This is a genomic window from Buttiauxella brennerae ATCC 51605, assembly GCF_001654925.1.
Taxonomy (GTDB): domain Bacteria; phylum Pseudomonadota; class Gammaproteobacteria; order Enterobacterales; family Enterobacteriaceae; genus Buttiauxella; species Buttiauxella brennerae.
The window spans coordinates 1-24,947 of sequence record NZ_LXER01000017.1 but is presented as its reverse complement, the minus strand read 5'-3'; the positions used below and the strand labels follow the sequence as shown (position 1 = coordinate 24,947).

Here is a 24,947-nt window from a genome sequence, read left to right as displayed (position 1 = left end):
GTGATGGCACAACTCTCGTTGCAGCACATTCAGAAAATTTATAATAACAACGTTCATGTGGTGAAAGACTTCACCCTGGAAATCGAAGACAAAGAATTTATCGTCTTCGTGGGGCCTTCTGGCTGCGGAAAATCCACAACTTTACGCATGATTGCCGGGCTTGAGGAGATCAGCGGCGGTGAGCTGCTGATTGACGGCGTATGCATGAACGATGTTCCTGCAAAATCGCGCGGCATCGCCATGGTGTTCCAGAACTACGCGCTATACCCGCATATGTCGGTTTACGACAACATGGCATTTGGCCTGAAAATGCAGAAGCTGGATGCCCAAATTATTGATGAACGCGTGCAGTGGGCGGCTTCAATACTGGGGTTGAAAACCTATCTGGATCGCAAACCGGCGGCTTTATCCGGCGGGCAACGCCAGCGTGTCGCGTTGGGACGCGCCATTGTCCGGGAAGCGGGTGTATTCCTGATGGATGAACCGCTTTCTAACCTCGATGCCAGGCTGCGTGTGCAAATGCGTGCAGAAATTAGCAAATTGCATCAAAAGCTGAACACCACCATGATTTACGTCACTCATGATCAAACCGAAGCCATGACCATGGCGACGCGTATTGTGATCATGAAGGATGGCATTATCCAGCAGGTTGGAGCGCCTAAAACCGTTTATAACCATCCAGCTAATATGTTTGTCGCCGGTTTTATTGGTTCGCCATCCATGAATTTCATCCGTGGCACCCTGGATAACGGCCATTTTGTTACCGAAACGCTGAAACTTGCGATACCCGAAGATAAATATGCGGCATTAAAACTGGAAGACTACCAGCATAAACCGGTGATCCTGGGCATTCGTCCGGAAGATATTTTGCCCTCACCAAAAGAGGAGGGGGTTGAGGCTCATATTACAGTTGCCGAACTGACTGGTGCTGAATTTATGTTATACGCCACCATTGGTGGGCATGAACTGACATTACGTGCCAATTCAGATATTGATTATCGGGCGGCACAAAATATAAAAATCGCCTTCGATATGAATAAAAGCCATTTCTTTGATGCTGAAACGGAATGCGCTATTAGCTAAACAACTATTACTGTACCCTGCCGGGAAGTCATTCCCGGTTTCTTAGTTATTTTTGACAAGGAAATCAAATGAAAAAGCTGCTTCAATGCACAGTGCTGATTGCCTGTGCCGGGCCCCTTTATGTGCACGCTGCAGAAAATGATACCTGGCATTATAATATCGGCGCCATGTACGAAATAGAAAACGTCGAAGGGCAGGCGGATGATAAAGACGGGCTTTATGAGCCATCAGTCTATTTCAATGCCAGTTACGGTGCGTGGACCATCTCGATGACGATGTATCAGGAGGGTTCTGCCGATTATAGTAACTTCACTCGAGGGACTTACTTTAACCGCCCGGAATTAGATATTCGCTATCAAATCATCGACAATGATGCCTGGTCACTGGGTTTCACTGGGGGGATGCGTAATTACGGTTATCATTTTAAAAATGATGACGGCTCAAATAATGGAACAGCTAATACCCAGCGTTATAAATTCCAGCCGGACTGGAATGTCAATATTAATAATGACTGGAGTTTCAGCGGTTGGTTAGCCTACTTTCGTTTCGATAACGATCTTGACCAGACCGGCTATTCTGATAGTCGCGTTGAAACCGAAACGGGCTTTAGCTGGAAAATTAATGAAACCGTTTCCGTGCGCGCAAATTATTATTTAGAACGCGGCTTTAACACCGACAGCGATAAAAATAACGGTGAATTCTCAACACAGGAAATACGTGCTTACGTGCCGATTTCCCTGGGGAATACCACGCTCACGCCATACACCCGCCTGGGATTGGATCGCTGGACAAACTGGGACTGGTCTGACGATATCGACCGTGAAGACCACGACTACAACCGACTTGGCCTGCTATATGCCTATGATTTCCAGAATGGTCTGTCGATGACGCTGGAATATGCTTACGAGTGGGAAAACCATGATGAAGGTGGAAATGATAAATTCCACTATGCCGGGATAGGTGTGAACTACGGGTTCTAAGTGGAAAAATAAGGCGGGTGCGCATAAAGCACCCGCAGCTGTTATTTCACGATATGGAATCAGTCAGAGTAATAGTTGTGGGTATTAATGTTCTTGCTGCTGCCGCTTTGCCTGTTATTTTATCAAATAACAGGGCGCTGCCTGCAGTACCTAATTCAAGTGTAGGCACTTCAATGCCACCAGGTGGTGGAGATAACAAAAAGCTCAGCATGTCATTGCTGTAACCGACAACAGAAAGCTGTTGCGGAATCGCGATACCTTTCTCATGAGCGATGCGGTAAATACTCATTAATTTCAGGCTGTCGGTGGCAAATATAGCGTCTGGAAGATCCGGGGCGCTTAATAATTTATCAGCGGCTTCAAGTGCGCTTTCATTGGTATAACCGCCATCCACAATCCACTCTTGCGGCTGGTTTATACCGTGCTCTTTAAGGCAATCTTTAAATCCTGCGAGCCTGTCTAGCGATACGTGATAATCAAGCGGGGCATGCAGGCAGGCTATTTTACGATGGCCTTTATTGAGCAATGTTTCGGTCAGCGCAATGCTGTCGTGATAATTATCGGTGTCAACCGAACAAACATGCCTGAACTCACCATCCACTTTCCCAATCACCACCACTGGAATAGCGTACTGATCTAACTCTTCAAAAAATGATTCATCAGTCGGTGAGCTAAGCATAATAATGCCCTTAATCATTTTCTGTTTGATTTTACTGACGCACTTTTGCAGGTCTTCCTGGCTGTTTTTAGACGTCTGCAAAATGACGTCAAAACCTTCCTGTTCTGCGCGCGCGGTGATGGCATGTAGCACTTCGGAGAAGAAGGGATTTCCCGCCGTGGTTTTAGTTGAACGCGTGGAGATAACCATAATCGCGTCAAAACCAGATGACGTTAGCGCACGAGCTAATTTATTTGGCTGATAATTTAACTCTTCAATCGCTTTTAAAACACGTTCGAGTGCCTCAGGGGAAATATTGGTCTGCTTATTGAGCACTCGCGATACGGTAGATTTGGAAACATTCGCCAATCGGGCAATATCATAAATAGTGGGCGACATGGCTGAACCGGTCCTGTTCTGCGCCAAAAGATAATGCATATTACTGAACACGTAACGGGCTGTCTATTGGCGATGCGTCAGTGTAAATAGGTGTAAAATGATGCTATGTCCTTTGATTTATCACCATTTACCCCCATAACCTTTCTCAGTAAAGTCACAGACGGGTGCTGCCAGGACGCATATGAACAGAATCAAGAATGAACTGAATGCCCTGATGAACCGGGGCGTAGACCGGCATTTACGCCTTGCCGTAACGGGTCTAAGCCGCAGCGGTAAGACGGCTTTTATCACCGCGATGGTGAATCAATTGCTGAGTGTCCATAACGGCGCGCGTTTGCCATTACTTAACGCGGTACGCGAAGAGCGTTTGCTGGGTGTTAAACGTGTGCCTCAGCGTGATTTAGGGATCCAGCGCTTTACCTATGATGAGGGGTTGGCACAGCTTTATGGCTCCCCACCGAGTTGGCCAACGCCGACCCGTGGCGTCAGCGAAATGCGTCTGGCGCTGCGTTATCGCTCTAACGATTCGCTGCTGCGCCACTTTAAAGACACCTCGACCTTGTATCTGGAAATTGTCGACTACCCGGGCGAGTGGCTGCTGGACTTGCCGATGCTGGCGCAAAATTACCTGACTTGGTCGCGCCAGATGACCAGCCTGCTGACCGGCGATCGCGGCGAGTGGTCAGCGCAATGGCGAAAATTATGTGAAGGGCTGGACCCTCTCGCCCCGGCTGATGAAAACCGCCTGGCGGCTATTTCAGAAGCCTGGACCGATTACCTGCTGCGTTGCAAACGTGAAGGGCTGCATTTCATCCAGCCTGGGCGTTTTGTGTTGCCAGGTGATATGGCGGGTGCGCCAGCATTGCAGTTCTTCCCGTGGCCAGATGTGGACAACATCGGTGAGTCGAAACTTGCTCAGGCCGACAAGAGCACCAACATCGGCATGTTGCGTACCCGCTTTGATTACTACTGCGAAAAAGTGGTGAAAGGGTTCTATAAAAATCACTTCCTTAAATTCGACCGTCAAATTGTACTGGTGGACTGCCTGCAACCGCTGAACAGCGGGCCACAGGCGTTTAACGACATGCGCCTTGCGCTCACGCAACTGATGCAAAGTTTCCATTACGGCCAGCGCACCTTGTTCCGCCGCTTGTTTTCGCCGGTTATCGATAAACTGCTTTTTGCGGCGACTAAAGCTGACCATGTCACGGTGGATCAACACGCCAATATGGTGGCGCTGCTTCAGCAACTGGTGCAGGACGCCTGGCAAAATGCGGCGTTTGAAGGTATCGACATGGACTGCATGGGGCTTGCATCTGTGCAGGCCACACAAAGTGGCCTCGTTGATGTCAAAGGTGAACAAATCCCGGCATTGCGTGGTAACCGGTTAAGCGATGGCGAGCCGTTGACGGTTTATCCCGGTGAAGTGCCCGCGCGTTTACCAGGCAGCGCATTCTGGGAGAAACAGGGTTTTCAGTTTGAACAGTTCCGCCCACAAGTGATGGATGTGGACCGGCCAATGCCGCATATTCGGATGGATGCGGCGCTGGAGTTTTTAATCGGGGACAAATTGCGATGAACGAGCCATTAAAACCGCGCATTGATTTCGCGCAACCACTGGAAGTGGAAAAAGAATATAGCTATAAAGCGCCGCATGCTTTTAGTGATCCGGAAGCAGAAAAATTCACCCCGGCACTGGGCACTTTAGACGACGTTGAAGATGACGGGCAGGCCGAGGCGGTGATTGAAGCCGCATTGCACCCTAAACGCAGCCTCTGGCGGCGCATGGTGCAGGTCGGGCTTGGGTTATTCGGCGTAAGCGTAGTAGCGCAAGGGATACAGTGGACACATAACGCATTCATCACCCAGGACTGGATTGCGCTTGGCGGCGGTGTTGCTGGCGGCTTGATCATCGCTGCGGGCGTTGGCTCAGTTGCAACCGAATGGCGTCGTTTATGGCGTTTACGTCAGCGTGCTGAAGAGCGCGATGAAGCGCGTGATTTGATGAACAGTCACGGCATGGGCAAGGGGCGTGCTTTTTGTGAAAAACTGGCGAAACAGGCCGGGCTTGATCATGGTCACCCGGCGTTGCAACGCTGGTATGCCGCGATTCACGAAACACAAAACGACCGCGAAGTGGTGGAGTTGTATGCACGCCTGGTGCAGCCAGTGCTGGATAACCAGGCTCGCCGGGAAATCAGCCGTTCCGCTGCGGAATCGACACTGATGATCGCGGTAAGCCCGCTGGCGTTAGTGGATATGGCGTTTATCGCGTGGCGCAACTTACGCCTGATAAACCGCATCGCCACGCTGTACGGAATCGAATTAGGCTATTACAGCCGCATCCGCTTGTTCCGCCTGGTTTTGCTGAATATCGCCTTTGCCGGTGCCAGTGAACTGGTGCGGGAAGTGGGTATGGACTGGCTTGGCCAGGATCTTGCCGCACGGCTTTCCACGCGTGCTGCCCAGGGTATCGGTGCCGGGTTGCTTACTGCGCGGTTGGGGATCAAAGCCATGGAGTTGTGCCGACCTTTACCGTGGATTGATGGGGATAAACCACGTCTTGGTGACTTCCGTAAGCAGTTATTGGTGCAGCTTAAAGAGACGATGAACAAGAAGCCAAACCCCCCGGCTTAGAAGGTGATCAGTGCCATCTGCCGTCATGTAAATGATGGGTGACAAGGGTGGATGGCGCTGGCACGTATACACCCCACAATTTGTACAAGTACCTCCGCTTCATGACGTTATCTGTCAACATTTCTTCACACATCACTTTAGACTGCCAGGTATCTGGAGTATCATTGGCGCACCCAATGACTCCGCAATTTGCATTTGAAGGACACCTCCATGCGTCTGGAAGTCTTCTGCCAGGACCGCCTTGGTCTGACTCGAGAATTACTTGATTTACTCGTGCTGCGTAGTATCGATTTACGAGGTATCGAAATCGATCCAATTGGGCGAATTTACCTGAATTTCTCGACTCTTGAATTTGACATGTTCAGCAGCCTGATGGCTGAAATTCGTCGCATCCCTGGTGTCACGGACGTGCGTACCGTGCCGTGGATGCCTTCTGAACGTGAGCACCGTTCACTGAGTGCGCTGCTGGAAGCTTTACCAGAACCTGTACTTTCGCTGGATATGAAAAGCAAAGTTGAACTGGCGAACCCGGCAAGCTGTGCGTTGTTTGGGCAAAATGAAGACAAGCTGCGTAACCATAATGCGGCAAGCCTGGTGAATGGCTTCAACTTTACGCGCTGGCTGGAAAGTGCACCGGTGGAATCGCACACCGAGCATGTGGTGATCAACGGGCAGAATTTCCTGATGGAAATCACCCCGGTGCATCTGGATAGCGAAAACGAAGAGTCCTCACTGGTTGGCGCGGTTGTTATGTTGCGCTCTACGGTGCGAATGGGCCGACAGTTACAGAACCTCTCGAACACTGATGTCAGCGCTTTCAGCCAGATTGTCGCAGTCAGCCCAAAAATGCGCCACGTGGTTGATCAGGCTCATAAACTGGCAATGCTGAATGCACCGTTGCTGATTGTTGGTGATACCGGTACTGGTAAAGATTTGCTGGCTCACGCATGCCATCTTGGCAGCCCGCGTGCGCAAAAACCGTATCTGGCACTTAATTGTGGTTCGATGCCGGATGATGTGGTGGAAAGTGAGTTGTTTGGCCATGCGCCGGGCGCTTACGCCAACGCTATTGAAGGTAAAAAGGGTTTCTTCGAGCAGGCAAACGGCGGTTCGGTGCTGTTGGATGAAATCGGCGAAATGTCGCCACGCATGCAGACCAAATTGTTGCGTTTTCTCAATGACGGGACGTTCCGCCGGGTTGGCGAAGAACATGAAGTGCATGTCGATGTACGCGTGATCTGTGCAACCCAAAAGAACCTGATTGAAATGGTGCAGAAAGGTGAGTTCCGCGAAGATCTCTATTATCGCCTGAACGTACTGACGCTGAATTTGCCGCCGCTACGCGACAGGCCGCAGGACATCATGCCGCTGACCGAATTGTTTGTGGCGCGCTTTGCGGATGAACAGGGTGTTCCGCGTCCGAAACTGGCGAATGATTTAAGCAATGTGCTCACTCGTTATGGCTGGCCGGGCAATGTGCGCCAGTTGAAAAATGCGATTTACCGCGCATTAACGCAACTGGAAGGTTATGAACTGCGCCCACAAGATATCCTGCTGCCTGATTTTGATACGGCGAGTTTAGTGGTTGGTGAAGAGGCGATGGAAGGGTCACTGGATGATATTACCAGCCGCTTTGAGCGCTCGGTGCTCACACAGCTTTATCGTACTTACCCAAGTACTCGTAAGTTGGCTAAGCGCCTGGGCGTTTCGCACACCGCGATTGCTAACAAATTACGTGAATATGGCCTGAGCCAGCGTAAAACAGAAGAGTAAAAAAAATGCCCCCGGGTCCGGGGGCATTCACACTTAAGCCTTCAGAGCTTCCAGTGCTGCGGCATAATCCGGCTCATTAGTGATTTCGTTCACTAACTGGCTGAATACCACTTCATTTTTCTCATTGATAACCACAACCGCGCGAGCAGTCAGGCCTTTCAGTGCGCCTTCAGAAATACCCACGCCATAGGCTTGCTGGAATTCTGGGTTACGCAGAGTAGACAGTGTAATCACATTGCTCAGGCCTTCTGCGCCGCAGAAGCGAGATTGTGCAAATGGCAGGTCAGCGGAAACACACAGTACAACGGTGTTATCCATCTCGGTTGCCAGTTGGTTGAATTTGCGCACAGAAGCGGCACAAACACCGGTATCGATGCTTGGGAAAATGTTCAGTACTTTACGTTTTCCGTCGAACTGGCTCAGTGCAACATCAGAAAGATCTTTTGCTACCAGTGAGAAAGCTTCAGCTTTGTTGCCAGCTTGTGGGATTTGACCTGCAACCGCTACAGGGTTGCCCTGGAAATGAACGATTTGTGACATGTTTGATTTTCCTTTTTACATATAATTAACGCCGTCGACAGTGTATGTCAGTATTCCTCGTCTGAATATAAAAAACTGATACTGCAAGTAAAAGTGTTCTCTGGCTATACTCTGGCAAAGATAAAAAACAATGACGACAGGCAAAAATAATGAGAACAGTCAAGGTTTACCAGGAAGCATGGCCGCTCCATACCCCGTTTGTGATTTCACGCGGAACACGCAGCGAAGCGGTGGTTGTGGTGGTCGAGTTGGAAGAAGACAGTATTAAAGCGGTGGGCGAATGCACGCCATATCCACGCTACGGGGAAAGTGTCGAATCGGTGCTGGCGCAAATCACCACTATTATGCCTCAGTTGGAAATGGGGATGACACGCGCAGAACTGCAAGATGCACTCCCTGCCGGGGCTGCACGCAACGCGGTCGATAGCGCATTGTGGGATTTAGAAGCGCGTCGCCAGAAACGAACGCTGGCGTATACCGCAGGAACTGAGCTGCCTGAATTAGTCACAACGGCGCAAACTGTTGGTATCGCTGAACCCGAGCAAATGGCAGCGGCAGCAAAACTGCTATGGGATAAAGGTGCCCGCCTGTTAAAGGTCAAAATTGACGACCGTTTAATAACCGAACGTATGGTCGCTATTCGTGCCGCGGTGCCGGAAGCGATAATTATTGTCGATGCCAATGAAGCCTGGCAGAGTGATGGTCTTGCGGCGCGTTGCCAGCTACTGGCAGATCTCAATGTTGCGATGCTCGAACAACCACTTCCTGCTGGGCAAGACAGCGCACTGTCGAACTTTATCCATCCACTGCCAATTTGTGCCGATGAAAGCTGCCACACTCGCGAAAGCCTGCCAGCGCTAAAAGGGCGCTACGAGATGGTGAATGTGAAGCTGGATAAAACCGGGGGTTTAACTGAAGCACTGGCGTTAACTCAGGCTGCTCGTGAACAAGGCTTTGATGTAATGCTCGGTTGCATGTTGTGCACTTCAAGAGCAATCGCTGCTGCACTACCGCTGGCGGCGAAAGTCCGTTTTGCCGATCTTGATGGCCCAACCTGGCTTGCGGTCGATGTCGAACCCGCATTGCACTTCGAAACCGGTAAACTTTATCCGTAACGAGCGTAAAGTTTCAGGCGGGTAGTGAAGCACCACCCGCCTGAACGTCCGTGTAATTATTTCTGCCAGTGCAGCAGGCCCATCATGGCATCCAGATATCGCTCACTCGCTTCATCAGCGGAGATGGGCGGGAATTCTGCGGTAATGCACGGCAAGTCTAAATCTGCGCACCAACTACCAAATGACCCCGGCGTTTCGTAACCCACGCTTGTGACCAGCGGCAATTCAAATGCTTTGGCAAGCCAGGCGCCCAACACTGAGTTATCAGGATCTTCAATGCAACCAAGCGGGTCGTGGAAGGAGGCAATCCATGCCGGCTGCAAAGTATGAATTAACTGGCACAGCGCGGCAGTTTCTGGTTCAGATCCGGGTTTTTCGCCGGTGGAAAGCACCACATCACGTTCATCCGCGCTACTGTTCCAGCGATAAACTGTTTCACCTGGCTTCCAGTTGGCCGCAGGGAAATTGCGATTCAGATCCACGCCGTTGGCATTCGCCCGTAAACCGAGCTGGCAACCATCAGGGTTAACGGCCAGCACCACGTGATGACGGCGATGTTCTGGTTCGAGGGTGCGCAAAGCGCAAGACAGCGTCACCATCGCAGCATTTTCATCGCCATGTGTGCCCGCAATAATCAACCCACTGCGTTGTTCACTCGCGGCTGCAGGGAACCAAATAAGCGGTGCGCCAAAAACAGACTTTCCATAACGTTCGGAGCCTTTCGGCAAATGGCCTCGTTGTGAACGAGGGCGGTGGCCTGACATAAATGTCCTTACTGTGACGAGTGGCTAGACATTATTAATATCAGTGTTTAGCCAAAATCTCATCTGAAACAAATAGCTGCCAGGCCGTTGTGCTCAATCAATGAGCAGTAGTGTCAGTTTCGCCATACAGGTCGTTGGCAACCTCGCTCTCAAATGGCACCAATTTTGAGCACTGATAAACATGGGATCCCAGCGCAAGACTGTATTCCATACCTTTCAGATTGGTCATCGCGCCGCCCCAGACAATAGGTGGACGCTCGCTTTCCATCGCAACCAGAGTTTTCGACAAATTATCAAAAGTCACTGGCTGATATTTATCATATTGCTTATTGCTGGCGCTGAAAGAAGTGAAGAGATCGATATCACCCGTCTGGTTATTTTTGATGCCAATAATGGTTCGTCCTGCGTCAGCACCTTTCATTTCTGCAACCTGAATGAAAATTTGTTTACCACATGTCTGATGCAGCGTTGCTGTGATATTACCCAGCATTGCTGGTGTTGGCTCCGCGGCCCAGGCTGTAGTGATGCATCCCACTAGCATTGCGAAAAGAAGAGGTCTACGTACCATTTAAAATTTCCTTTTATTACTGTGTTTTTTGGCGGGCATAATATGAGAAAGCAGAGATAAAAGATGATATAAAAAATGCGTTTATGCTCTGTTGATGACAAAATCAGAAAAGAACGACACTCGCGTACTAGCTTGAAGGTTCATGCGGTTTTCGTTATTCGCAAAACGAGCAATTGCGATACATTACTCATCAGTTCTGGGCGTGGAACGTCTCTTTTAAATACTAACAATTACAGGACCACTCATGAGAATACCTTTTCGTATTACGACTTGTGCATTGACGCTTGCTTGCCTGTGTTCTCAAAGCTGGGCTGCGGATGTTCCAGCTGGCACTAAACTCGCAGCGGATCAAAGCCTGGTTCGCCATATCAAAGATGAACCGGCTTCTCTGGACCCGGTGAAAGCGGTAGGCTTGCCTGAAATTCAGGTTATTCGCGATCTCTTTGAAGGCCTGGTCAACCAAAATGAAAAAGGGCAACTTGAGCCTGGCGTGGCGACAAAATGGCAGAGCAACGATAATCGCACCTGGACATTTACCCTGCGTGATAACGCCCGTTGGTCTGACGGCACGCCAGTCACTGCACAAGATTTCGTTTATAGCTGGCAACGTCTGGTTGACCCAAAAAATACCTCCCCGTTTGCCTGGTTTGCAGCCCTGGCAGGCATCAATAATGCACAAGCAATTATCGATGGCAAAATGCCAGCTGATAAGTTAGGCGTGACCGCGGTAGATGCGCGCACGTTGCGTATTAATCTCGATAAGCCTGTACCGTACTTCCCGAATCTTACCGCCAACTTCTCGTTCTACCCGGTGCCAAAAGCCGTCGTTGAAAAATTCGGCAATGACTGGACCAAGCCAGGAAACTTAGTGGGTAACGGTGCCTATGCTCTCAAAGAACGTATCGTTAATGAAAAACTGGTGGCAGTGCAGAATAAAAATTACTGGGATGACAGCAAGACGGTCATTACTCAGGTGACCTTTATTCCTATCAACCAGGAGTCATCGGCGACAAAACGTTATCTGGCAGGTGACATTGATATCACCGAATCTTTCCCGAAAAATCTCTACCAGAAATTGCTAAAAGATATTCCCGGCCAGGTTTATACGCCGCCACAGTTAGGGACCTATTATTACGCCTTTAACACTCAGAAAGGCCCAACCGCCGATCAGCGTGTACGCCTGGCACTGAGCATGACTATAGATCGCCACATCATGGCTGATAAGGTTCTGGGCACCGGCGAGAAACCCGCGTGGCGCTTTACGCCAGATGTGACGGCTGGCTTTAAACCTGCCCCATCTCCATTCGAGCAAATGAGCCAGGAAGAGGCCAATGCACAGGCGAAAACCTTGCTGCAAGCGGCAGGTTATGGCCCAACGAAACCGCTTAAGCTAACGCTTTTGTATAACACTTCAGAAAACCACCAGAAGATTGCGATTGCGGTGGCTTCGATGTGGAAGAAGAATCTGGGTGTCGATGTGAAGTTGCAAAACCAGGAATGGAAAACCTATATCGACAGCCGTAACACCGGCAACTTCGATGTGATCCGCGCGTCATGGGTAGGGGATTACAATGAACCTTCGACCTTCTTGTCGTTATTAACCGCCGCTCATAGTGGAAATATTTCGCGTTTCAACTCACCGGAGTACGACAAGATTCTTGCGCAGGCAAGCCAGGAAACGACGGATGCTGCGCGTAATAAAGACTACAACCAGGCTGAAAAGATCATCCAGGAACAAGCACCGATTGCACCAATTTACCAGTACACAAATGGTCGTTTAATCAAACCGTGGCTCAAGGGTTACCCAATCAATAACCCAGAAGATGTCGCATACAGCCGTACGATGTATATCGTGGCGCATTAGTATTAATCATTGTTAAAAAGCGTGCTGGCGCAGAAACTTTCGCCAGCACGCTTTTAAAATAGCCAGCTAATAACTGATGTAAGTTACATCTGTTTGTATATAATGTCGCGCGGTCAAGAAGTGACAACTTATCCATTAATGGGCAGTTGTTTTTTTTGGAATTAATGGCGACTCAATAAATGAAGAAAATTTCGACGAACAAAGCGATAACGATTCTCATGTCCGTTATGCTGGTTCCTTTTATATTTATATGTATGTGTGCGTTTTTCTACATTAAATATGAAAAAGAGGGCGATTTTAAAGATACGATGAGAAGGTTTAATGATAACTCTGCACAATCTACAGTGGAGCGTCCAGTAGAGGAGATGAGGTCATTGTTACTTTCTCTGTCAGGTAACATGAAAGGTGATGTTATTGAGAAGTATTTATCTTCAGAGTTTATCGACCTTAATATGGTCATTCCCTCCATTGTAGACTCAACGATGTTTTTCAATTCCGCGATGGTTTCGGACAAGTTTGATAACTACAAAATTTACCCCACGATTCAAATTGACGATTTCACTCCGAGTTCAAGACCCTGGTATCCTCATACCGGGATAAAAGATGAAATCGTCTTCTCTGACCCCTATGAAACCTTGACGGGTTCCCGGATAAAGCAGCTATCCAAACTGGCTGTCACCGTCAGCATGAATATATTTGATTCACACTCAGAGCGGATAGGGAATGTTGCATTCGATCTTGATTTGAAGAGCATGAGCAAAATGCTCCAGGTGTTAACCATACCCTATAGCGGGAGGTTTCAGGTTGCATCGCGAGATGGTATTGTTGTTATGTATTCAAACACGGATGCTGTGCTTAAAAGAAGGATACCAAACTCCTGGTTAACGAATACGACTGAAAGGAGTGGCTCTTTTGTTGATGAAAAAACGAACAGCTTCGTGTTTTACAGAGTGTATGATAATCCAGATTGGGTCGCTTATTCATCAGTTAGCTTAGACGTTTATAATAATATATTTAGTGCTGAATATAAAATTCTGGCATTGGTAATATTTTTGGCATCATTTTTCTATTTTATAATCATAGCGTTGTTTAGGGTTTATTTTAAACGTCTGGTTACGTTGTTATATATGAGTAGCAATGGTCTGGAAGTGAATGCTCAGGTTGATAACTTCGAAAGTTTATACGAAGGTATGGTACAAAAACATAAGCATCTCAAAGAAGTTGAAACCATTTCAGTGACGGACACGTTAACCCAAACAGGAACGCGCAGGAAATTAGAACAAGATGCTAAAGATTATTATGGCAAGAACGTGAAGTTTCATCTCGCCATTATTGATTTGGATAATTTTAAAAGCATCAACGACAACTTTGGGCATCCAGTAGGCGATATGGTGCTTAAACATGTGAGCAGGCTAGGAATGCGAGCCTTTGGCGACAAGTATCCCATTTACCGCTTTGGTGGTGAGGAAATGGTTGCTCTCTTCCCTGATTGCTCATTTAGCCGCTGTTTTGAGTTAATGGATGAATGGCGGCGTGACGTTTCGCAAAAAGCATGGCGTGAAGAAGGACTCAACGTTTCATTCAGCTGTGGAATTGTAGAGGCGGATAGCGCAGCAAGCCTGGAAGAAATGCTGGAGCAAGCCGATAAGTTGCTCTACGAGGCAAAGGAAGCCGGTAAAAATCGCATCATCGGATTTTGAGAAAAGTTAAGGCCCTGACGGGCCTTTTCTTCAGGAAGCTTGCGTTGCGTATCCACCCACAATAAACCAGGTAATGAATACAATTGCGGCAACGATGATCGCAATGGGAAATAGAACGCCAATTTTCATTTTTTTCTCGTTTATCCGTGTGTAAAAGTTTGCCATTGGTTACGGCCATGCTCTTTGGCTTTGTACAACGCTGCATCGGCTTCTGCAATAAGCCGTGATGCGGAGCTCCCTGGCTGCAACGTGGAGATACCAATACTTATTGTCACCCACGGTGTTGCTGGGGACCCTGCATGAGCAATACCAGGAACCTGTAAATTTTGCTGGATTCGCTTTGCCACTTCTATGGCCTGCTGCTCGGTTGCGTCAGGGAGCAACATGATAAACTCCTCACCGCCAAAACGCGCCACGACATCTTGTGTTGAACGCGTTGCATCCTCAAGGCATTTAGCGACTTTGATCAGGCACTCATCACCGGCCTGGTGGCCGTAATAGTCGTTATATTTCTTAAAGTGGTCGACATCCAGCATCACCAACGAAAGCGGCATATTGCATTGCTGCTGGCGTTGCATCGCTTTATCCAGTTGTAGGTGAAAGGAGCGGCGATTAGCAATCCCGGTCAATGGGTCGTGGTTAGCCAACATTTTTAACTGTTTAATCAAATCCCGTGTTTCTTGTTCCCGGCTTATGGCCAGCACAAACCAACCGCGCAAGATGCGGCGCCCTGATTCGAACAAACCAGCCAACAGAACATAGAGCACTGCGTTGAGCATGGTCAGCTCTGATGGGTAGACAAAGTTGCAGATAAGAACAACGACCCAAATGGGTAAGGTAAAACTCAGTAATATGCGAGCATCAAAATAGAGCGAGATAAGCGCAGTAAAAATTAGCAATGCCGCGAAAGGAAACACAATTCGCGAGTCACCGCTGGCCAAAAAGAGATAAAAACATCCCACCCATAATACGCTGATACACACCAATGCCCCGTGTAGCAGTTTGCCCAGCCATTCGGCATGGGGATCGTGCGCCATGCGTAAAATGAAAATAACGGAGGATGAGGTGATGAGTATCAGCCCCATCAGAATTTCGAGTACAGGGATCTCCTGCGTGTCATTTACAAATTGTGGCAAGGGTGAAAAATAGTGCCGTCCTAATATGAACAAACAGAACAACAGGTTAATCCATAGAAACCATGGCCCACTGGAAATTATCGCTCTGCGGCGCATGGTTTTGAGGCGGGTTTCTAATTCAGACTGAGAACTGCGAATTTCTGGCAAACATCATCTCCGTATACTGCTTCGGTATGTAGGGTAATAATCCAACAGAAATGTAACATTTTTTATTGTGAAAATTCAGCATGTTTGGCTTATTTTCCGAGTTACATAACAAAAGAAGGCAGCTAGACTGACAACAATATTGTGGTAACACGTGGAGAAAATGCAGTGGAAACCATTGAGGGACGTCAGTTAATTGTGCCAGACGCTGTATTTGCCTGGCAATTAGATGGCAAAGGCGGTGTCGATAGCATCGAGAGTAACGACACTGTTGATGCTGAGCATCCTGCCTGGCTGCATTTGAATTACACCCATTCAGAGAGCGCGAACTGGCTGGCAACAACGCCAGTGTTGCCAAATTATGCTCGCGATGCACTGGCTGGCGAAAGTTTGCGCCCGCGCGTGTCACGGATAGGTGAGGGCACGCTCATCACTCTGCGCTGTATTAACGGTAGCACAGATGAACGCCCTGACCAGCTTGTCGCCATGCGTTTATATATTGATGAACGGCTGATTGTTTCAACGCGTCAGCGCCAGGTATTAGCCCTGGATGATGTGGTTAACGATCTCAAAGAAGGCGCAGGTCCCATCGACAGCGGCTCCTGGCTGGTGGATGTTTGCGATGCTCTGACTGACCACGCCAGTGAGTTTATTGAACAGCTACACGATAAAATCATCGACCTCGAAGATAACCTGCTGGATCAGCAAATCCCGCCGCGCGGCTACCTTGCTTTATTACGCAAACAACTGATCGTGATGCGCCGCTATATGGCACCGCAACGCGATGTTTACGCCCGGCTTTCCAGCGAGCGCTTACCCTGGATGACCGACGACCATCGTCGCCGGATGCAGGATATTTCCGACAGGCTAGGGCGCGGGCTGGATGAAATCGATGCTTGTATTGCACGTACCGCGGTGATGACCGATGAGATCGCGCAGGTGATGCAGGAAGCGATGGGGCGACGTACTTATACCATGTCGTTGATGGCGATGGTCTTTTTACCCAGCACGTTTTTAACCGGGTTATTTGGGGTGAATTTAGGCGGAATTCCTGGCGGCGGCTGGCATTTTGGTTTCAGCATGTTCTGCATCATGTTGGTAGTTCTTATAGGTGGTGTTGCCTGGTGGTTACATCGCAGTAAATGGCTGTAAAATTTAACATTTTTAACAATAAGCCTACTAAAAAAGGCTGCGATAGTTGAGCCAAGTCAATAAATGGAACGCCGGTTCAAGGCAATATCTCTCTCGCAGGTGAATGCAACGTCAAGCGATGGGCGTTGCGCTCCATATTGTCTTACTTCCTTTTTTAGAATTACTGCATAGCACAATTGATTCGTACGAGCCGACTATTAGTCGGCTTTTTTTTGTCTGCGATTTGTTGTCTATGCTTAGAGTTCGTGTTGAGAGGAAGAACTACAGGAGGCAATAATGACTGTCTATCGAAGCTTGATGATGAGCGACCCAACATTTCCGAATGAACCGACTCCCATCCCAGATCCTATTCCCAGACCGCAGCCCATACCCGACCCATTAGATCCCGATCCGAAGCCTATTATTGACCCACCGCCGCACATGTAGGAGATACCCTCTCTCAGGCGAGAGAGGGAGAGAAGATTATTTGATCTCGAGAATATCGAGGCGCTGCAATGGTGCCTCGTTGTCATCTTCTTCTGGCTGCCAGCCCGCAGGTTGCATTGGCAACTCTTCACGGTCGAACGCTAAATCACCGCCATCAACGACTTCGGCACCATGCTGCAGGCTTTTAAAGTCAAACAACGTGGTATCACACATATGTGAAGGCACGACATTTTGCATCGCGCTGAACATGGTTTCGATACGACCCGGATAGCGTTTATCCCAGTCACGTAGCATGTCACCAATGACCTGGCGTTGCAGGTTCGGCTGTGAGCCACATAAGTTACACGGAATAATCGGGTATTCACGCGCAGTGGCGAAGCGTTCGATATCTTTCTCACGGCAATAAGCCAATGGGCGGATCACGATGTGTTTGCCATCATCGCTCATCAGTTTTGGTGGCATGCCTTTCATTTTGCCGCCGTAGAACATATTCAGGAACAGAGTCTGAAGGATGTCGTCACGGTGATGACCCAAGGCGATTTTGGTTGCACCTAACTCGGTGGCGGTGCGGTACAGAATGCCACGGCGTAAACGGGAGCAAAGTGAACAGGTGGTTTTGCCTTCCGGAATCTTGTCTTTAACGATCCCGTAAGTGTTCTCTTCAACAATTTTGTACTCAACGCCGATGCTTTCCAGGTACGCTGGCAAAATGTGCTCAGGGAAACCCGGTTGTTTTTGATCGAGGTTGACGGCAATCAGGCTGAAATTGATTGGTGCGCTTTGCTGCAAATTGCGCAGGATTTCCAGCATGGTGTAGCTGTCTTTGCCGCCGGAAAGGCAAACCATAATGCGGTCGCCTTCCTCAATCATATTGTAATCAGCGATCGCTTCACCCACGTTGCGACGCAGGCGCTTTTGTAATTTGTTCAGATTATAGATTTCTTTTTGACTGGTCATGGAGTTCTCAGGATAAACCGACACGCATAACGCGTAATGCTGGCGTGTATGGTACGGATTGCAGCGCCGAATGCCAGCACGTTTTGCAGTGGCGATCTCTCATCTGGTAACAGAACGAAGGGAAAGATGACTTTTTGGGGCATTAATGCGTATTAGGGTTATGAAAATGCGGCGTGTTTGTTTCTTTTAAATGTACGTTCTTCGATGATGCTAATAACTTAGTTATTACAAAGGCTTATTCATTGCATGGGTAATTGTACTTATGTATGATGCGCCGCTGGTTTGACTCCAGCAATGAATACCAAACCGCCACTAGCTCATCGGGAAGAGCGGCAACCACAGTGTTGTAGTACGGGGTTCGAGGCTCCGGTGGCGGACCAATGCGGTCATCGTATAATGGCTATTACCTCAGCCTTCCAAGCTGATGATGCGGGTTCGATTCCCGCTGACCGCTCCAAACTCAACTCTCCTGAAGTCTACCAAACTCAATTTCCCCTTGATAAATCAGCAGTTATAGCATTCTATTAGTCAATTGAACTCAATAGTACTCCCTCAGGGTCAACCCTAATGTGGGGGTATGGATGGGGGTATAATTGTACCCCTGCTGAGAGGTACCCCCAATGAAGTTAACTGCTCGTCAGGTTGAAACTGCAAAACCCAAAGAGAAGCCCTACAAACTGGCCGATGGTGGTGGTCTTTACTTGCTGGTTAATCCCAACGGTAAGAGATACTGGCGTCTCAAATACCGTTCGCTAGGCAAAGAGAAGCTGCTCGCGATTGGCGTTTACCCCGATGTTTCTTTAGCTGAAGCCAGAAGTAAGCGTGAGGATGCTAAAAGGACATTAGCGGCTGGCAACGATCCTTCTCTTGAGCGCAAAATTGAGAAACTTAGTCGTCAACAGGACGCAGAAAACTCGTTTGAAGCTATCACTCGGGAGTGGTATCAGCGTCGCTATGATCGCTGGTCTGTCTCCTATAGTGAAGAGATGATGAGAACCTTTGAGACGGATGTGTTTCCATATATCGGTCACCGACCAATCAAAGATATCAAGCCGATGGAGTTGCTTGCCGTTCTGTCTAAGATCGAGGCTCGAGGTGCAACAGAGAAGGTCCGTAAGGTTCGTCAACGTTGTGGCGAAGTCTGGAAGTATGCCGTTGTGACTGGCAGGGCTGAGTACAACCCAGCGCCTGACTTAGCCAGTGCCGTAACTCCTCATGAGAAAAAGCATTATGCTTTTTTAACCCAGGACGAATTGCCAGAGTTTCTTCGTATCCTGCACACCTATACTGGTAGTGTGCTTGTTAAGTTATCCATGCAGCTGCTTATTTTGACCGGAGTAAGGCCCGGAGAACTGAGACAAGCAGAGTGGCGGGAATTTGATTTTGAGCGAAAGGTTTGGAACGTACCCGCAGAACGCATGAAAATGCGCCGTCCCCATTTAGTTCCATTGTCAAGCCAGGCAATTGACCTACTTAATCAGCTTAAACTCATGACGGGAGCAGGAGCGTTGTTGTTCCCTGGACGTAATAATCCCAAGAAACCGATGAGTGATATGGCATTGACTGTGTTGGTCAAGCGCATCGGCTATGCCGGACTCGTTACGGGGCATGGATTCCGTCACACGATGAGTACCATTTTGCATGAGCAGGGATTCAACTCGGCTTGGATTGAGCTACAACTGGCTCACGTCGATAAGAACTCTATTCGTGGGACATATAACCACGCTCAGTATCTGGAAGGGAGAAGGGATATGATGCAGTGGTACGGGGATTTTACTAGTAATTTAGGAAAAAAAGGGATTATTACAAGCTGATATGTTGAAATGCAGTCTCGAAAAGTAATTAAACCCGTCCAGACGTCTGGACGGGTTTAATTCAATATATGCTGCTAACTGCAATAGTTGAAAAACCAGAGTAGTAGTGACTATTGCTACAAATTTTTGCCTAAGTCAAAACTTGGTCTGCCTATACACTGATGTTATTTTCAACACAGAAAATAAGGGAGGTAAGTATGTTTGGGGCGATTCAGCCACTGGATATATACAACAAGAACATCAACATACTGATTGGCTTAGGCGCTTCAGCTGACTTGTTCCCGACGCTATCTTCATTCATATATGAAAATTCAAATATATATTTACACTGTACTGTTCCAGAGAGATGTTGCGAGATACTTACACATCCTTTTCTATTTACTAATGACTTACTTATAGATTTCAGCAACCCCGTGCAACCGATTATTCCCAGTGGTTGACAGAATTTTGAACGACGTTGCTCCTTCCCCATCAGCCTTACGAGAAAGGACATCCGATAACTCATCAAGCGTATAGGCATTGCTGGCTGAGACTACACCAATCTTTTGTTTCCCATCTGCATGATTAATTTCCTGAGCAGCAGAGGCGGCATTCACTGAAATAAATCCCATGACCAAAGTAGTAATAAGTAGTTTTTTCATATCTAGCACCTCATTTAACAATATGTTTGAAACTGGGTTTTATCAGGAGTAACTTCATCCGTCTGTATATTCAAATATACAGTTCTAAGCTGTCATGAGGCTGACCGCTATATGACAACATTGTCAGGGTTGTAGATTGGTTAATTTTTTGTATACAGGTTCAGCTCGTTAATAATGCAGTCAGGTTCTTCACGTAGAGGCATATTGTCTATGTCTAGAACTCCATCATTTTTTTGTGGATCATCAGCCTGCAGATCAGCAAAGAGTGGGGTAAGAACCTGCTGTGCTTCGCCTCGTTCAGCCACCAGCTCAAACGTTTTATTTGTTGCTGCATCGTTAATCAACGCACTGACCAGAGCCTGGGCGATTTGTTTTCTTGATATCACGCCATCTTCCGGCGTTCCTGCATGCCGTCGATCCCCCTGGAGCATAACGATTCTGTGCTCATCATCATTGTTGTAATCAAACCAGCCGGGCCTGACGATGGTATAGGGATGACCACTCGCCCTTACCAGACGCTCGGCACGTCTTTTCCAGTCATGAACCTCAGTGCGTTGATTCCAGGTGCTGAGTCGTTCAGTCACGCCAATTGTGGTCATTAGGCCGATACGAACAGGTGTATCCTTGAATATTCGTAAAATATTGCGCACTCCGCCGTAATCTACCGCTCTGGCACCAATACGACCCTGACCATCGGAACCGAGAGTGAAGATGATGGCATCAATATTTTTCGGCAAATCGGTGAGCGTTTCAGGCATTGAAACATCGCCGTAAAACACATCCGTTCCACGAGGAAGTTGTTTTACTTTGCGTTTATTTCTTACCAGAGCGACGGTCTGATGGCCCATTTCAATAACGGTATTCACGACGTGAACACCAATACTTCCTGTCGCCCCTGCAACGAGTATTTTCATGATAAACCTTCTGATAATTCAGACTTATTTTCGATACAGTCAGAATATCAATTATCATTATTGTCAGTAATGGGGCTAAAATGATTGTGTCTATGAACACCCTTCATGAGTGCGCGTTGAAGGGAATGTCTCCACAAGGAAATTGACGATGCTCAAAGAAAACTTCAACGAACTGCAAATCTTTCTTGTGGTAGCAAGGGAGCGAAGTTTTACCAAAGCAGCGGGTAAACTGGGCGTTTCTCAGTCTGCACTCAGTCACGCAATGAAGGCACTGGAGGAAAGGCTGAATATCCGCCTTCTGACCCGTACGACCCGAAGCGTAGCCCCTACAGAGGCCGGTGAGAGAATTATTGCCTGCCTTGAACCTCGTATTGCCGATCTTGAGCAGGAGCTAGAATCGCTTGTTCAACTGAACGGCAGTGCCTCCGGCAATATCCGTTTATCTGCTGGGGAGCATTCCGCGCGAAGTCTGGTATGGCCGAAGTTAAAATCCTTCCTTAGGGAATATCCGGAAATCAATCTCGAACTGGTGGTTGATAACGGTTTTGTCGATATTGTTGAGGGGCGTTTTGATGCGGGGATCCGCCTTGGCGAAAGCGTAGATAAGGATATGATCGCGGTGAGGATTGGACCGGAAATGCGTATGGCAGTGGTGGGAGCACCGTCCTATTTTGCCGCTAGCCGCGTACCCGAAACACCGCACGAGCTACAAAACCATCGGTGTATCAATATGCGCCTGCCGACTGCCGGTGGACTTTACCATTGGGAGTTTGAGAAGGATGGGAAACCGTTACGGGTCAGAGTGGAAGGGCAGGTAACGTTTAATCTGCAGGCGGAAAGAATTGATGCGGCTTTATCCGGTTTTGGCATCGCCTGTATACCTGAAGACAGGGTGCAGGATTATATAAAGTCAGGAGAGCTGATTCAGGTTCTGCAGGACTGGTGTCCGTCTTTCCCCGGATATTATCTTTACTACCCGAGCCGTAAGCAGCATCCGCCAGCTTTTGCGCTGATGATCGATGCACTTCGCTATCAGGAATAAAGGGTCCGCCAATCTCAGCGGACCCGTCCGGATATTAACGGCCTACGCGGGCCTGGTGCTCAGGAGAGTAACGTTCGCCGACGATTTTAAACGTTTCAAGCGCCTGGGTTATCTGACGTGAGTCATCCTGGGAAAGCATGATGTCGGCAGCCCCCAGGTTTTCCTCCAGCCGGTGCAGTTTGGTGGTGCCAGGAATAGGAGCAATCCAAGGCTTTTGTGCCAGCAGCCACGCCAGCGCGATTTGCGCAGACGTCACGCCTTTCTCTGCCGCCAGTTCACCCAGCAATGAGACCAGCTTTTCATTGGCTTCAATCGCCTGCTCGGCGAAACGCGGCACTTGGCTTCTGTAATCATCCTTGCCAAACGTCGTTCCTGGATTAATCGAACCCGTCAGGAAGCCCTTGCCTAATGGGCTGAAAGGCACAAAACCAATACCCAGTTCCTCCAGTAAAGGCAGGATCTCCCGCTCAGGCTCGCGCCACCACATTGAGTATTCGCTTTGCAAGGCAGTGACAGGTTGTACGGCATGGGCACGACGAATGGTCTGCGCACCCGCTTCGGACAGACCGAAATGTTTGACTTTGCCTTCCGCGATCAGATCTTTCACTGTACCCGCAACATCTTCAATGGGGACAGCCGGGTCGACACGATGTTGATACAGCAGATCAATGACATCAGTCTTTAGACGGCGTAATGAGCCTTCAACGGCTTCACGGATATGCTCCGGACGGCTGTTTAAAATCTGCTGCTTGTTGTCGTCGCCAAAAGTAAAACCAAACTTGGTGGCGATGACCACGCGGTCACGAAACGGTTTTAAGGCTTCGCCGACAACCTCTTCATTAAGGAAGGGGCCATATACTTCGGCGGTATCGAAGAAGGTGACGCCACGTTCAACCGCAGCGCGAATGAGCTCGATAGCCTGACGGGTATCGGTCGCCGGGCCGTAGCCGTGGCTTAAGCCCATGCAGCCGAGTCCAAGCGCTGAGACTTCGAGCCCGGATTGACCCAGATAACGTTTTTGCATTGAATAAATACCTCTTTTATCGCGTCTTAAACATCAAGTTTTCGGCCAGTCAGCCATTCCACCATCGCCGGGTCGCGGTGAGAGAAGAAGGCACTGGTTGCGGTGTCGAGGGCGGCAATTTGCAGCATATCTTCAGAGCTGAGTTCAAAATCGAGGATGTTAATATTCTCTTCCATTCGTTCTTTTCGCACCGATTTGGCCAGTGAAACGATGCCTCGCTGGAAGATCCAACGCAGTACAACCTGGCCCACGCTTTTGCCGTACTTCTGACCAATTGCCGTTAACACGGGATGCTGGAACAGGCCATTTTTACCCTCAGCAAACGGTGCCCAGGCTTCCGGCTGAATGCCACGGCTTTGATTCCATGGAACAGCATGCAGCTGCTGGTTGAAGGGGTTAACTTCAATCTGGTTTACCGCAGGGGCAACTTTGTTGAAGGCGATAAGGTCGGCCAGTCTGTCAGGATGGAAATTGCTGACACCAATGGCGCGAATTTTGCCTGCCTGCTGCAGTTCTTCCATAGCACGCCATGCCCCATGGACATCGCCATAAGGCTGGTGAATCAGATACAGGTCGACGTAATCAAGTTGCAGCCGATTCAGGGAGCGTTCGAACTGTGCTTTAGCGCCTTCGTAATTGGTATCCTGTAGCCAAAGTTTGGTCGTTACAAAGAGTTCGTTACGGGCAATACTGGTCTGTTTCAGTGCGTTCCCGACCTGGGTTTCATTCTGGTAAGACGCAGCGGTATCGATCAGGCGGTATCCTGTATCTATGGCATCAATAACGGCTCTTTCGCATTCTCCGGCATCCGTCATCTGGAAGACACCAAAGCCCAGCAGGGGCATTTCAATACTGTTGTTCAGTTTTACAGTTTGCATGACGTTATCCTTCAGCTGTTGTGTAGGAAAAGCATAACGCAAACTGATTTATTCGATTAGATGGGGTAATTAGCTAGGGTTTATTAGATTTGTTCATTAATTTAGAGGGGCTGAAGGTCGGCTTAGTGCCAACAGCGGACGGTCAGGTATAGAGGTTCTGTGATAAAAAGAGTATCCAGGTAGTCATGCCTGAAGTCTGACGGAGCATAAAATGAGAACACAAAAGCGATGCATGGGGTATGTGGCCGTGGTGGTTGACGACTACGACCGCGCGATTGAGTATTACACAACCAAGCTGGGCTTTACCCTGGTTGAGGATACGCCACAGTCTGGGAAACGATGGGTAGTGGTCACACCGAACCCGGAAAGCGACTGCAACATTCTTCTGGCCCGAGCTTCAAACGAGAGGCAGGAAAACTTCATAGGCAACCAGTGTGGAGGGCGGGTATTCCTGTTCCTTCAGACAGATGACTTCTGGCGCGACTACAACGCTATGAAAGCAAAAGGTGTTGAATTTTGTGAAGAGCCACGTGAAGAGGAGTACGGTACGGTCGTTGTATTTGAAGACATCTACGGCAACCGCTGGGATCTTTACCAGAACAAGTAGAGTTAAATATCTTTAACGGCTGCGCCTTCAATGAGCAGCCGGTAAATTAGAGTGAGTGGCTTATAGCTCAACACCGCACACACTTTAAAGTATCATTAAATGCGGCAAAACAAACTTCATCTATTTTTGCT

The 24,947-nt window shown here is 48.6% G+C and carries 24 protein-coding genes and 1 tRNA gene; 14 read left to right on the top strand and 11 right to left on the bottom strand.

Features of this window, described 5'->3' with window-relative positions:
• The first annotated feature begins 3 nt into the window (after positions 1-3).
• Together M975_RS08205 and M975_RS08200 are read left to right on the top strand one after the other, a co-directional pair.
• Positions 4-1,083 carry an ABC transporter ATP-binding protein gene (locus M975_RS08205; RefSeq protein WP_064558718.1) on the top strand — a complete coding sequence of 360 codons (1,080 nt, stop codon included), beginning with the start codon at positions 4-6 and terminating at the stop codon, positions 1,081-1,083.
• A gap of 68 nt (positions 1,084-1,151) precedes the next feature.
• Positions 1,152-2,063, top strand: a complete 912-nt coding sequence (locus tag M975_RS08200; protein ID WP_064558716.1) for an OmpG family monomeric porin — start codon at positions 1,152-1,154, stop codon at positions 2,061-2,063.
• A gap of 46 nt (positions 2,064-2,109) precedes the next feature.
• Here the strand turns inward: M975_RS08200 and M975_RS08195 are convergent, their stop codons facing one another.
• Positions 2,110-3,120, bottom strand: coding sequence for a LacI family DNA-binding transcriptional regulator (locus M975_RS08195; protein ID WP_064558714.1), 1,011 nt, complete (start codon positions 3,118-3,120; stop codon positions 2,110-2,112).
• A 181-nt stretch (positions 3,121-3,301) separates the two neighbouring features.
• On the opposite strand from M975_RS08195, the gene M975_RS08190 reads away from it, so the two are divergent.
• The 3 genes from M975_RS08190 (at position 3,302) to tyrR (ending at position 7,530) form a co-directional block, all read left to right on the top strand.
• Entirely contained in the window at positions 3,302-4,699 is a 1,398-nt protein-coding gene (locus M975_RS08190) for a YcjX family GTP-binding protein (protein WP_064558712.1), read from the top strand.
• Positions 4,696-5,757, top strand: coding sequence for a YcjF family protein (locus M975_RS08185; protein WP_064558710.1), 1,062 nt, complete (start codon positions 4,696-4,698; stop codon positions 5,755-5,757). Before M975_RS08190 ends, M975_RS08185 begins: the two co-directional genes overlap by 4 nt.
• Positions 5,758-5,967: 210 nt before the next feature.
• Positions 5,968-7,530 carry a transcriptional regulator TyrR gene (gene tyrR, locus M975_RS08180; RefSeq protein ID WP_064558708.1) on the top strand — a complete coding sequence of 521 codons (1,563 nt, stop codon included), beginning with the start codon at positions 5,968-5,970 and terminating at the stop codon, positions 7,528-7,530.
• 33 nt (positions 7,531-7,563) lie between these two features.
• Here the strand turns inward: tyrR and tpx are convergent, their stop codons facing one another.
• Positions 7,564-8,070 carry a thiol peroxidase gene (gene tpx, locus M975_RS08175; protein ID WP_064558706.1) on the bottom strand — a complete coding sequence of 169 codons (507 nt, stop codon included), beginning with the start codon at positions 8,068-8,070 and terminating at the stop codon, positions 7,564-7,566.
• Positions 8,071-8,219: 149 nt separating this feature from the next.
• On the opposite strand from tpx, the gene ycjG reads away from it, so the two are divergent.
• A complete protein-coding gene (gene ycjG / locus M975_RS08170) occupies positions 8,220-9,185 on the top strand; it encodes an L-Ala-D/L-Glu epimerase (RefSeq protein WP_064558704.1) in 966 nt (321 codons plus the stop codon).
• Positions 9,186-9,241: 56 nt separating this feature from the next.
• Here the strand turns inward: ycjG and mpaA are convergent, their stop codons facing one another.
• Positions 9,242-9,949 carry a murein tripeptide amidase MpaA gene (mpaA, locus tag M975_RS08165; RefSeq protein ID WP_064558703.1) on the bottom strand — a complete coding sequence of 236 codons (708 nt, stop codon included), beginning with the start codon at positions 9,947-9,949 and terminating at the stop codon, positions 9,242-9,244.
• 97 nt (positions 9,950-10,046) lie between these two features.
• Positions 10,047-10,517 (bottom strand): hypothetical protein, encoded by a 471-nt coding sequence (locus M975_RS08160; RefSeq protein ID WP_157093352.1) that lies wholly within the window; start codon positions 10,515-10,517, stop codon positions 10,047-10,049.
• A gap of 244 nt (positions 10,518-10,761) precedes the next feature.
• On the opposite strand from M975_RS08160, the gene M975_RS08155 reads away from it, so the two are divergent.
• The gene (locus M975_RS08155; protein ID WP_064558700.1) at positions 10,762-12,381 is read left to right on the top strand and encodes a peptide ABC transporter substrate-binding protein; all 1,620 of its coding nucleotides are present in this window, start codon (positions 10,762-10,764) and stop codon (positions 12,379-12,381) included.
• A 179-nt stretch (positions 12,382-12,560) separates the two neighbouring features.
• Complete coding sequence (locus M975_RS08150; RefSeq protein ID WP_064558698.1) at positions 12,561-14,081, top strand: sensor domain-containing diguanylate cyclase; 1,521 nt, start codon at positions 12,561-12,563, stop codon at positions 14,079-14,081.
• A 30-nt stretch (positions 14,082-14,111) separates the two neighbouring features.
• On the opposite strand, the gene M975_RS22905 is transcribed toward M975_RS08150, so the two are convergent.
• Together M975_RS22905 and M975_RS08145 are read right to left on the bottom strand one after the other, a co-directional pair.
• Complete coding sequence (locus M975_RS22905) at positions 14,112-14,210, bottom strand: YoaK family small membrane protein (RefSeq protein WP_157093351.1); 99 nt, start codon at positions 14,208-14,210, stop codon at positions 14,112-14,114.
• Positions 14,211-14,221: 11 nt separating this feature from the next.
• Positions 14,222-15,313, bottom strand: a complete 1,092-nt coding sequence (locus M975_RS08145) for a GGDEF domain-containing protein (protein ID WP_064559177.1) — start codon at positions 15,311-15,313, stop codon at positions 14,222-14,224.
• A 216-nt stretch (positions 15,314-15,529) separates the two neighbouring features.
• Here M975_RS08145 and zntB point away from each other — a divergent pair, with 216 nt between their 5' ends.
• Positions 15,530-16,513, top strand: coding sequence for a zinc transporter ZntB (gene zntB / locus M975_RS08140; RefSeq protein ID WP_064558696.1), 984 nt, complete (start codon positions 15,530-15,532; stop codon positions 16,511-16,513).
• A 276-nt stretch (positions 16,514-16,789) separates the two neighbouring features.
• The gene (ynaL, locus tag M975_RS23635; RefSeq protein ID WP_483413588.1) at positions 16,790-16,939 is read left to right on the top strand and encodes a proline-rich small protein YnaL; all 150 of its coding nucleotides are present in this window, start codon (positions 16,790-16,792) and stop codon (positions 16,937-16,939) included.
• 36 nt (positions 16,940-16,975) lie between these two features.
• On the opposite strand, the gene ttcA is transcribed toward ynaL, so the two are convergent.
• Positions 16,976-17,896: a tRNA 2-thiocytidine(32) synthetase TtcA gene (gene ttcA / locus M975_RS08135; RefSeq protein ID WP_064558694.1), complete on the bottom strand. Its 921-nt coding sequence runs from the start codon at positions 17,894-17,896 to the stop codon at positions 16,976-16,978.
• A 382-nt stretch (positions 17,897-18,278) separates the two neighbouring features.
• Between ttcA and M975_RS08130 the strand changes: the two genes are divergently transcribed.
• Both M975_RS08130 and M975_RS08125 read left to right on the top strand, forming a co-directional pair.
• Positions 18,279-18,353 (top strand) — tRNA-Gly (locus M975_RS08130).
• A gap of 163 nt (positions 18,354-18,516) precedes the next feature.
• Entirely contained in the window at positions 18,517-19,710 is a 1,194-nt protein-coding gene (locus tag M975_RS08125) for a tyrosine-type recombinase/integrase (RefSeq protein ID WP_064558692.1), read from the top strand.
• 389 nt (positions 19,711-20,099) lie between these two features.
• On the opposite strand, the gene M975_RS08120 is transcribed toward M975_RS08125, so the two are convergent.
• Complete coding sequence (locus tag M975_RS08120) at positions 20,100-20,351, bottom strand: YdgH/BhsA/McbA family protein (protein WP_064558690.1); 252 nt, start codon at positions 20,349-20,351, stop codon at positions 20,100-20,102.
• 140 nt (positions 20,352-20,491) lie between these two features.
• A complete protein-coding gene (locus tag M975_RS08115; RefSeq protein WP_064558688.1) occupies positions 20,492-21,265 on the bottom strand; it encodes an SDR family oxidoreductase in 774 nt (257 codons plus the stop codon).
• A gap of 148 nt (positions 21,266-21,413) precedes the next feature.
• Here M975_RS08115 and M975_RS08110 point away from each other — a divergent pair, with 148 nt between their 5' ends.
• Positions 21,414-22,307: a LysR family transcriptional regulator gene (locus M975_RS08110; protein WP_064558686.1), complete on the top strand. Its 894-nt coding sequence runs from the start codon at positions 21,414-21,416 to the stop codon at positions 22,305-22,307.
• Positions 22,308-22,341: 34 nt separating this feature from the next.
• Here M975_RS08110 and M975_RS08105 read toward each other — a convergent pair whose 3' ends face one another.
• Together M975_RS08105 and M975_RS08100 are read right to left on the bottom strand one after the other, a co-directional pair.
• On the bottom strand, positions 22,342-23,331 hold the full coding sequence (locus M975_RS08105) for an aldo/keto reductase (RefSeq protein WP_064558684.1): 990 nt from the start codon (positions 23,329-23,331) through the stop codon (positions 22,342-22,344).
• A gap of 26 nt (positions 23,332-23,357) precedes the next feature.
• Positions 23,358-24,209 (bottom strand): aldo/keto reductase, encoded by an 852-nt coding sequence (locus M975_RS08100; RefSeq protein WP_064558682.1) that lies wholly within the window; start codon positions 24,207-24,209, stop codon positions 23,358-23,360.
• Between the two features lie 211 nt (positions 24,210-24,420).
• Here M975_RS08100 and M975_RS08095 point away from each other — a divergent pair, with 211 nt between their 5' ends.
• Positions 24,421-24,816 (top strand): VOC family protein, encoded by a 396-nt coding sequence (locus M975_RS08095; RefSeq protein ID WP_064558680.1) that lies wholly within the window; start codon positions 24,421-24,423, stop codon positions 24,814-24,816.
• Positions 24,817-24,947 lie beyond the last annotated feature (131 nt).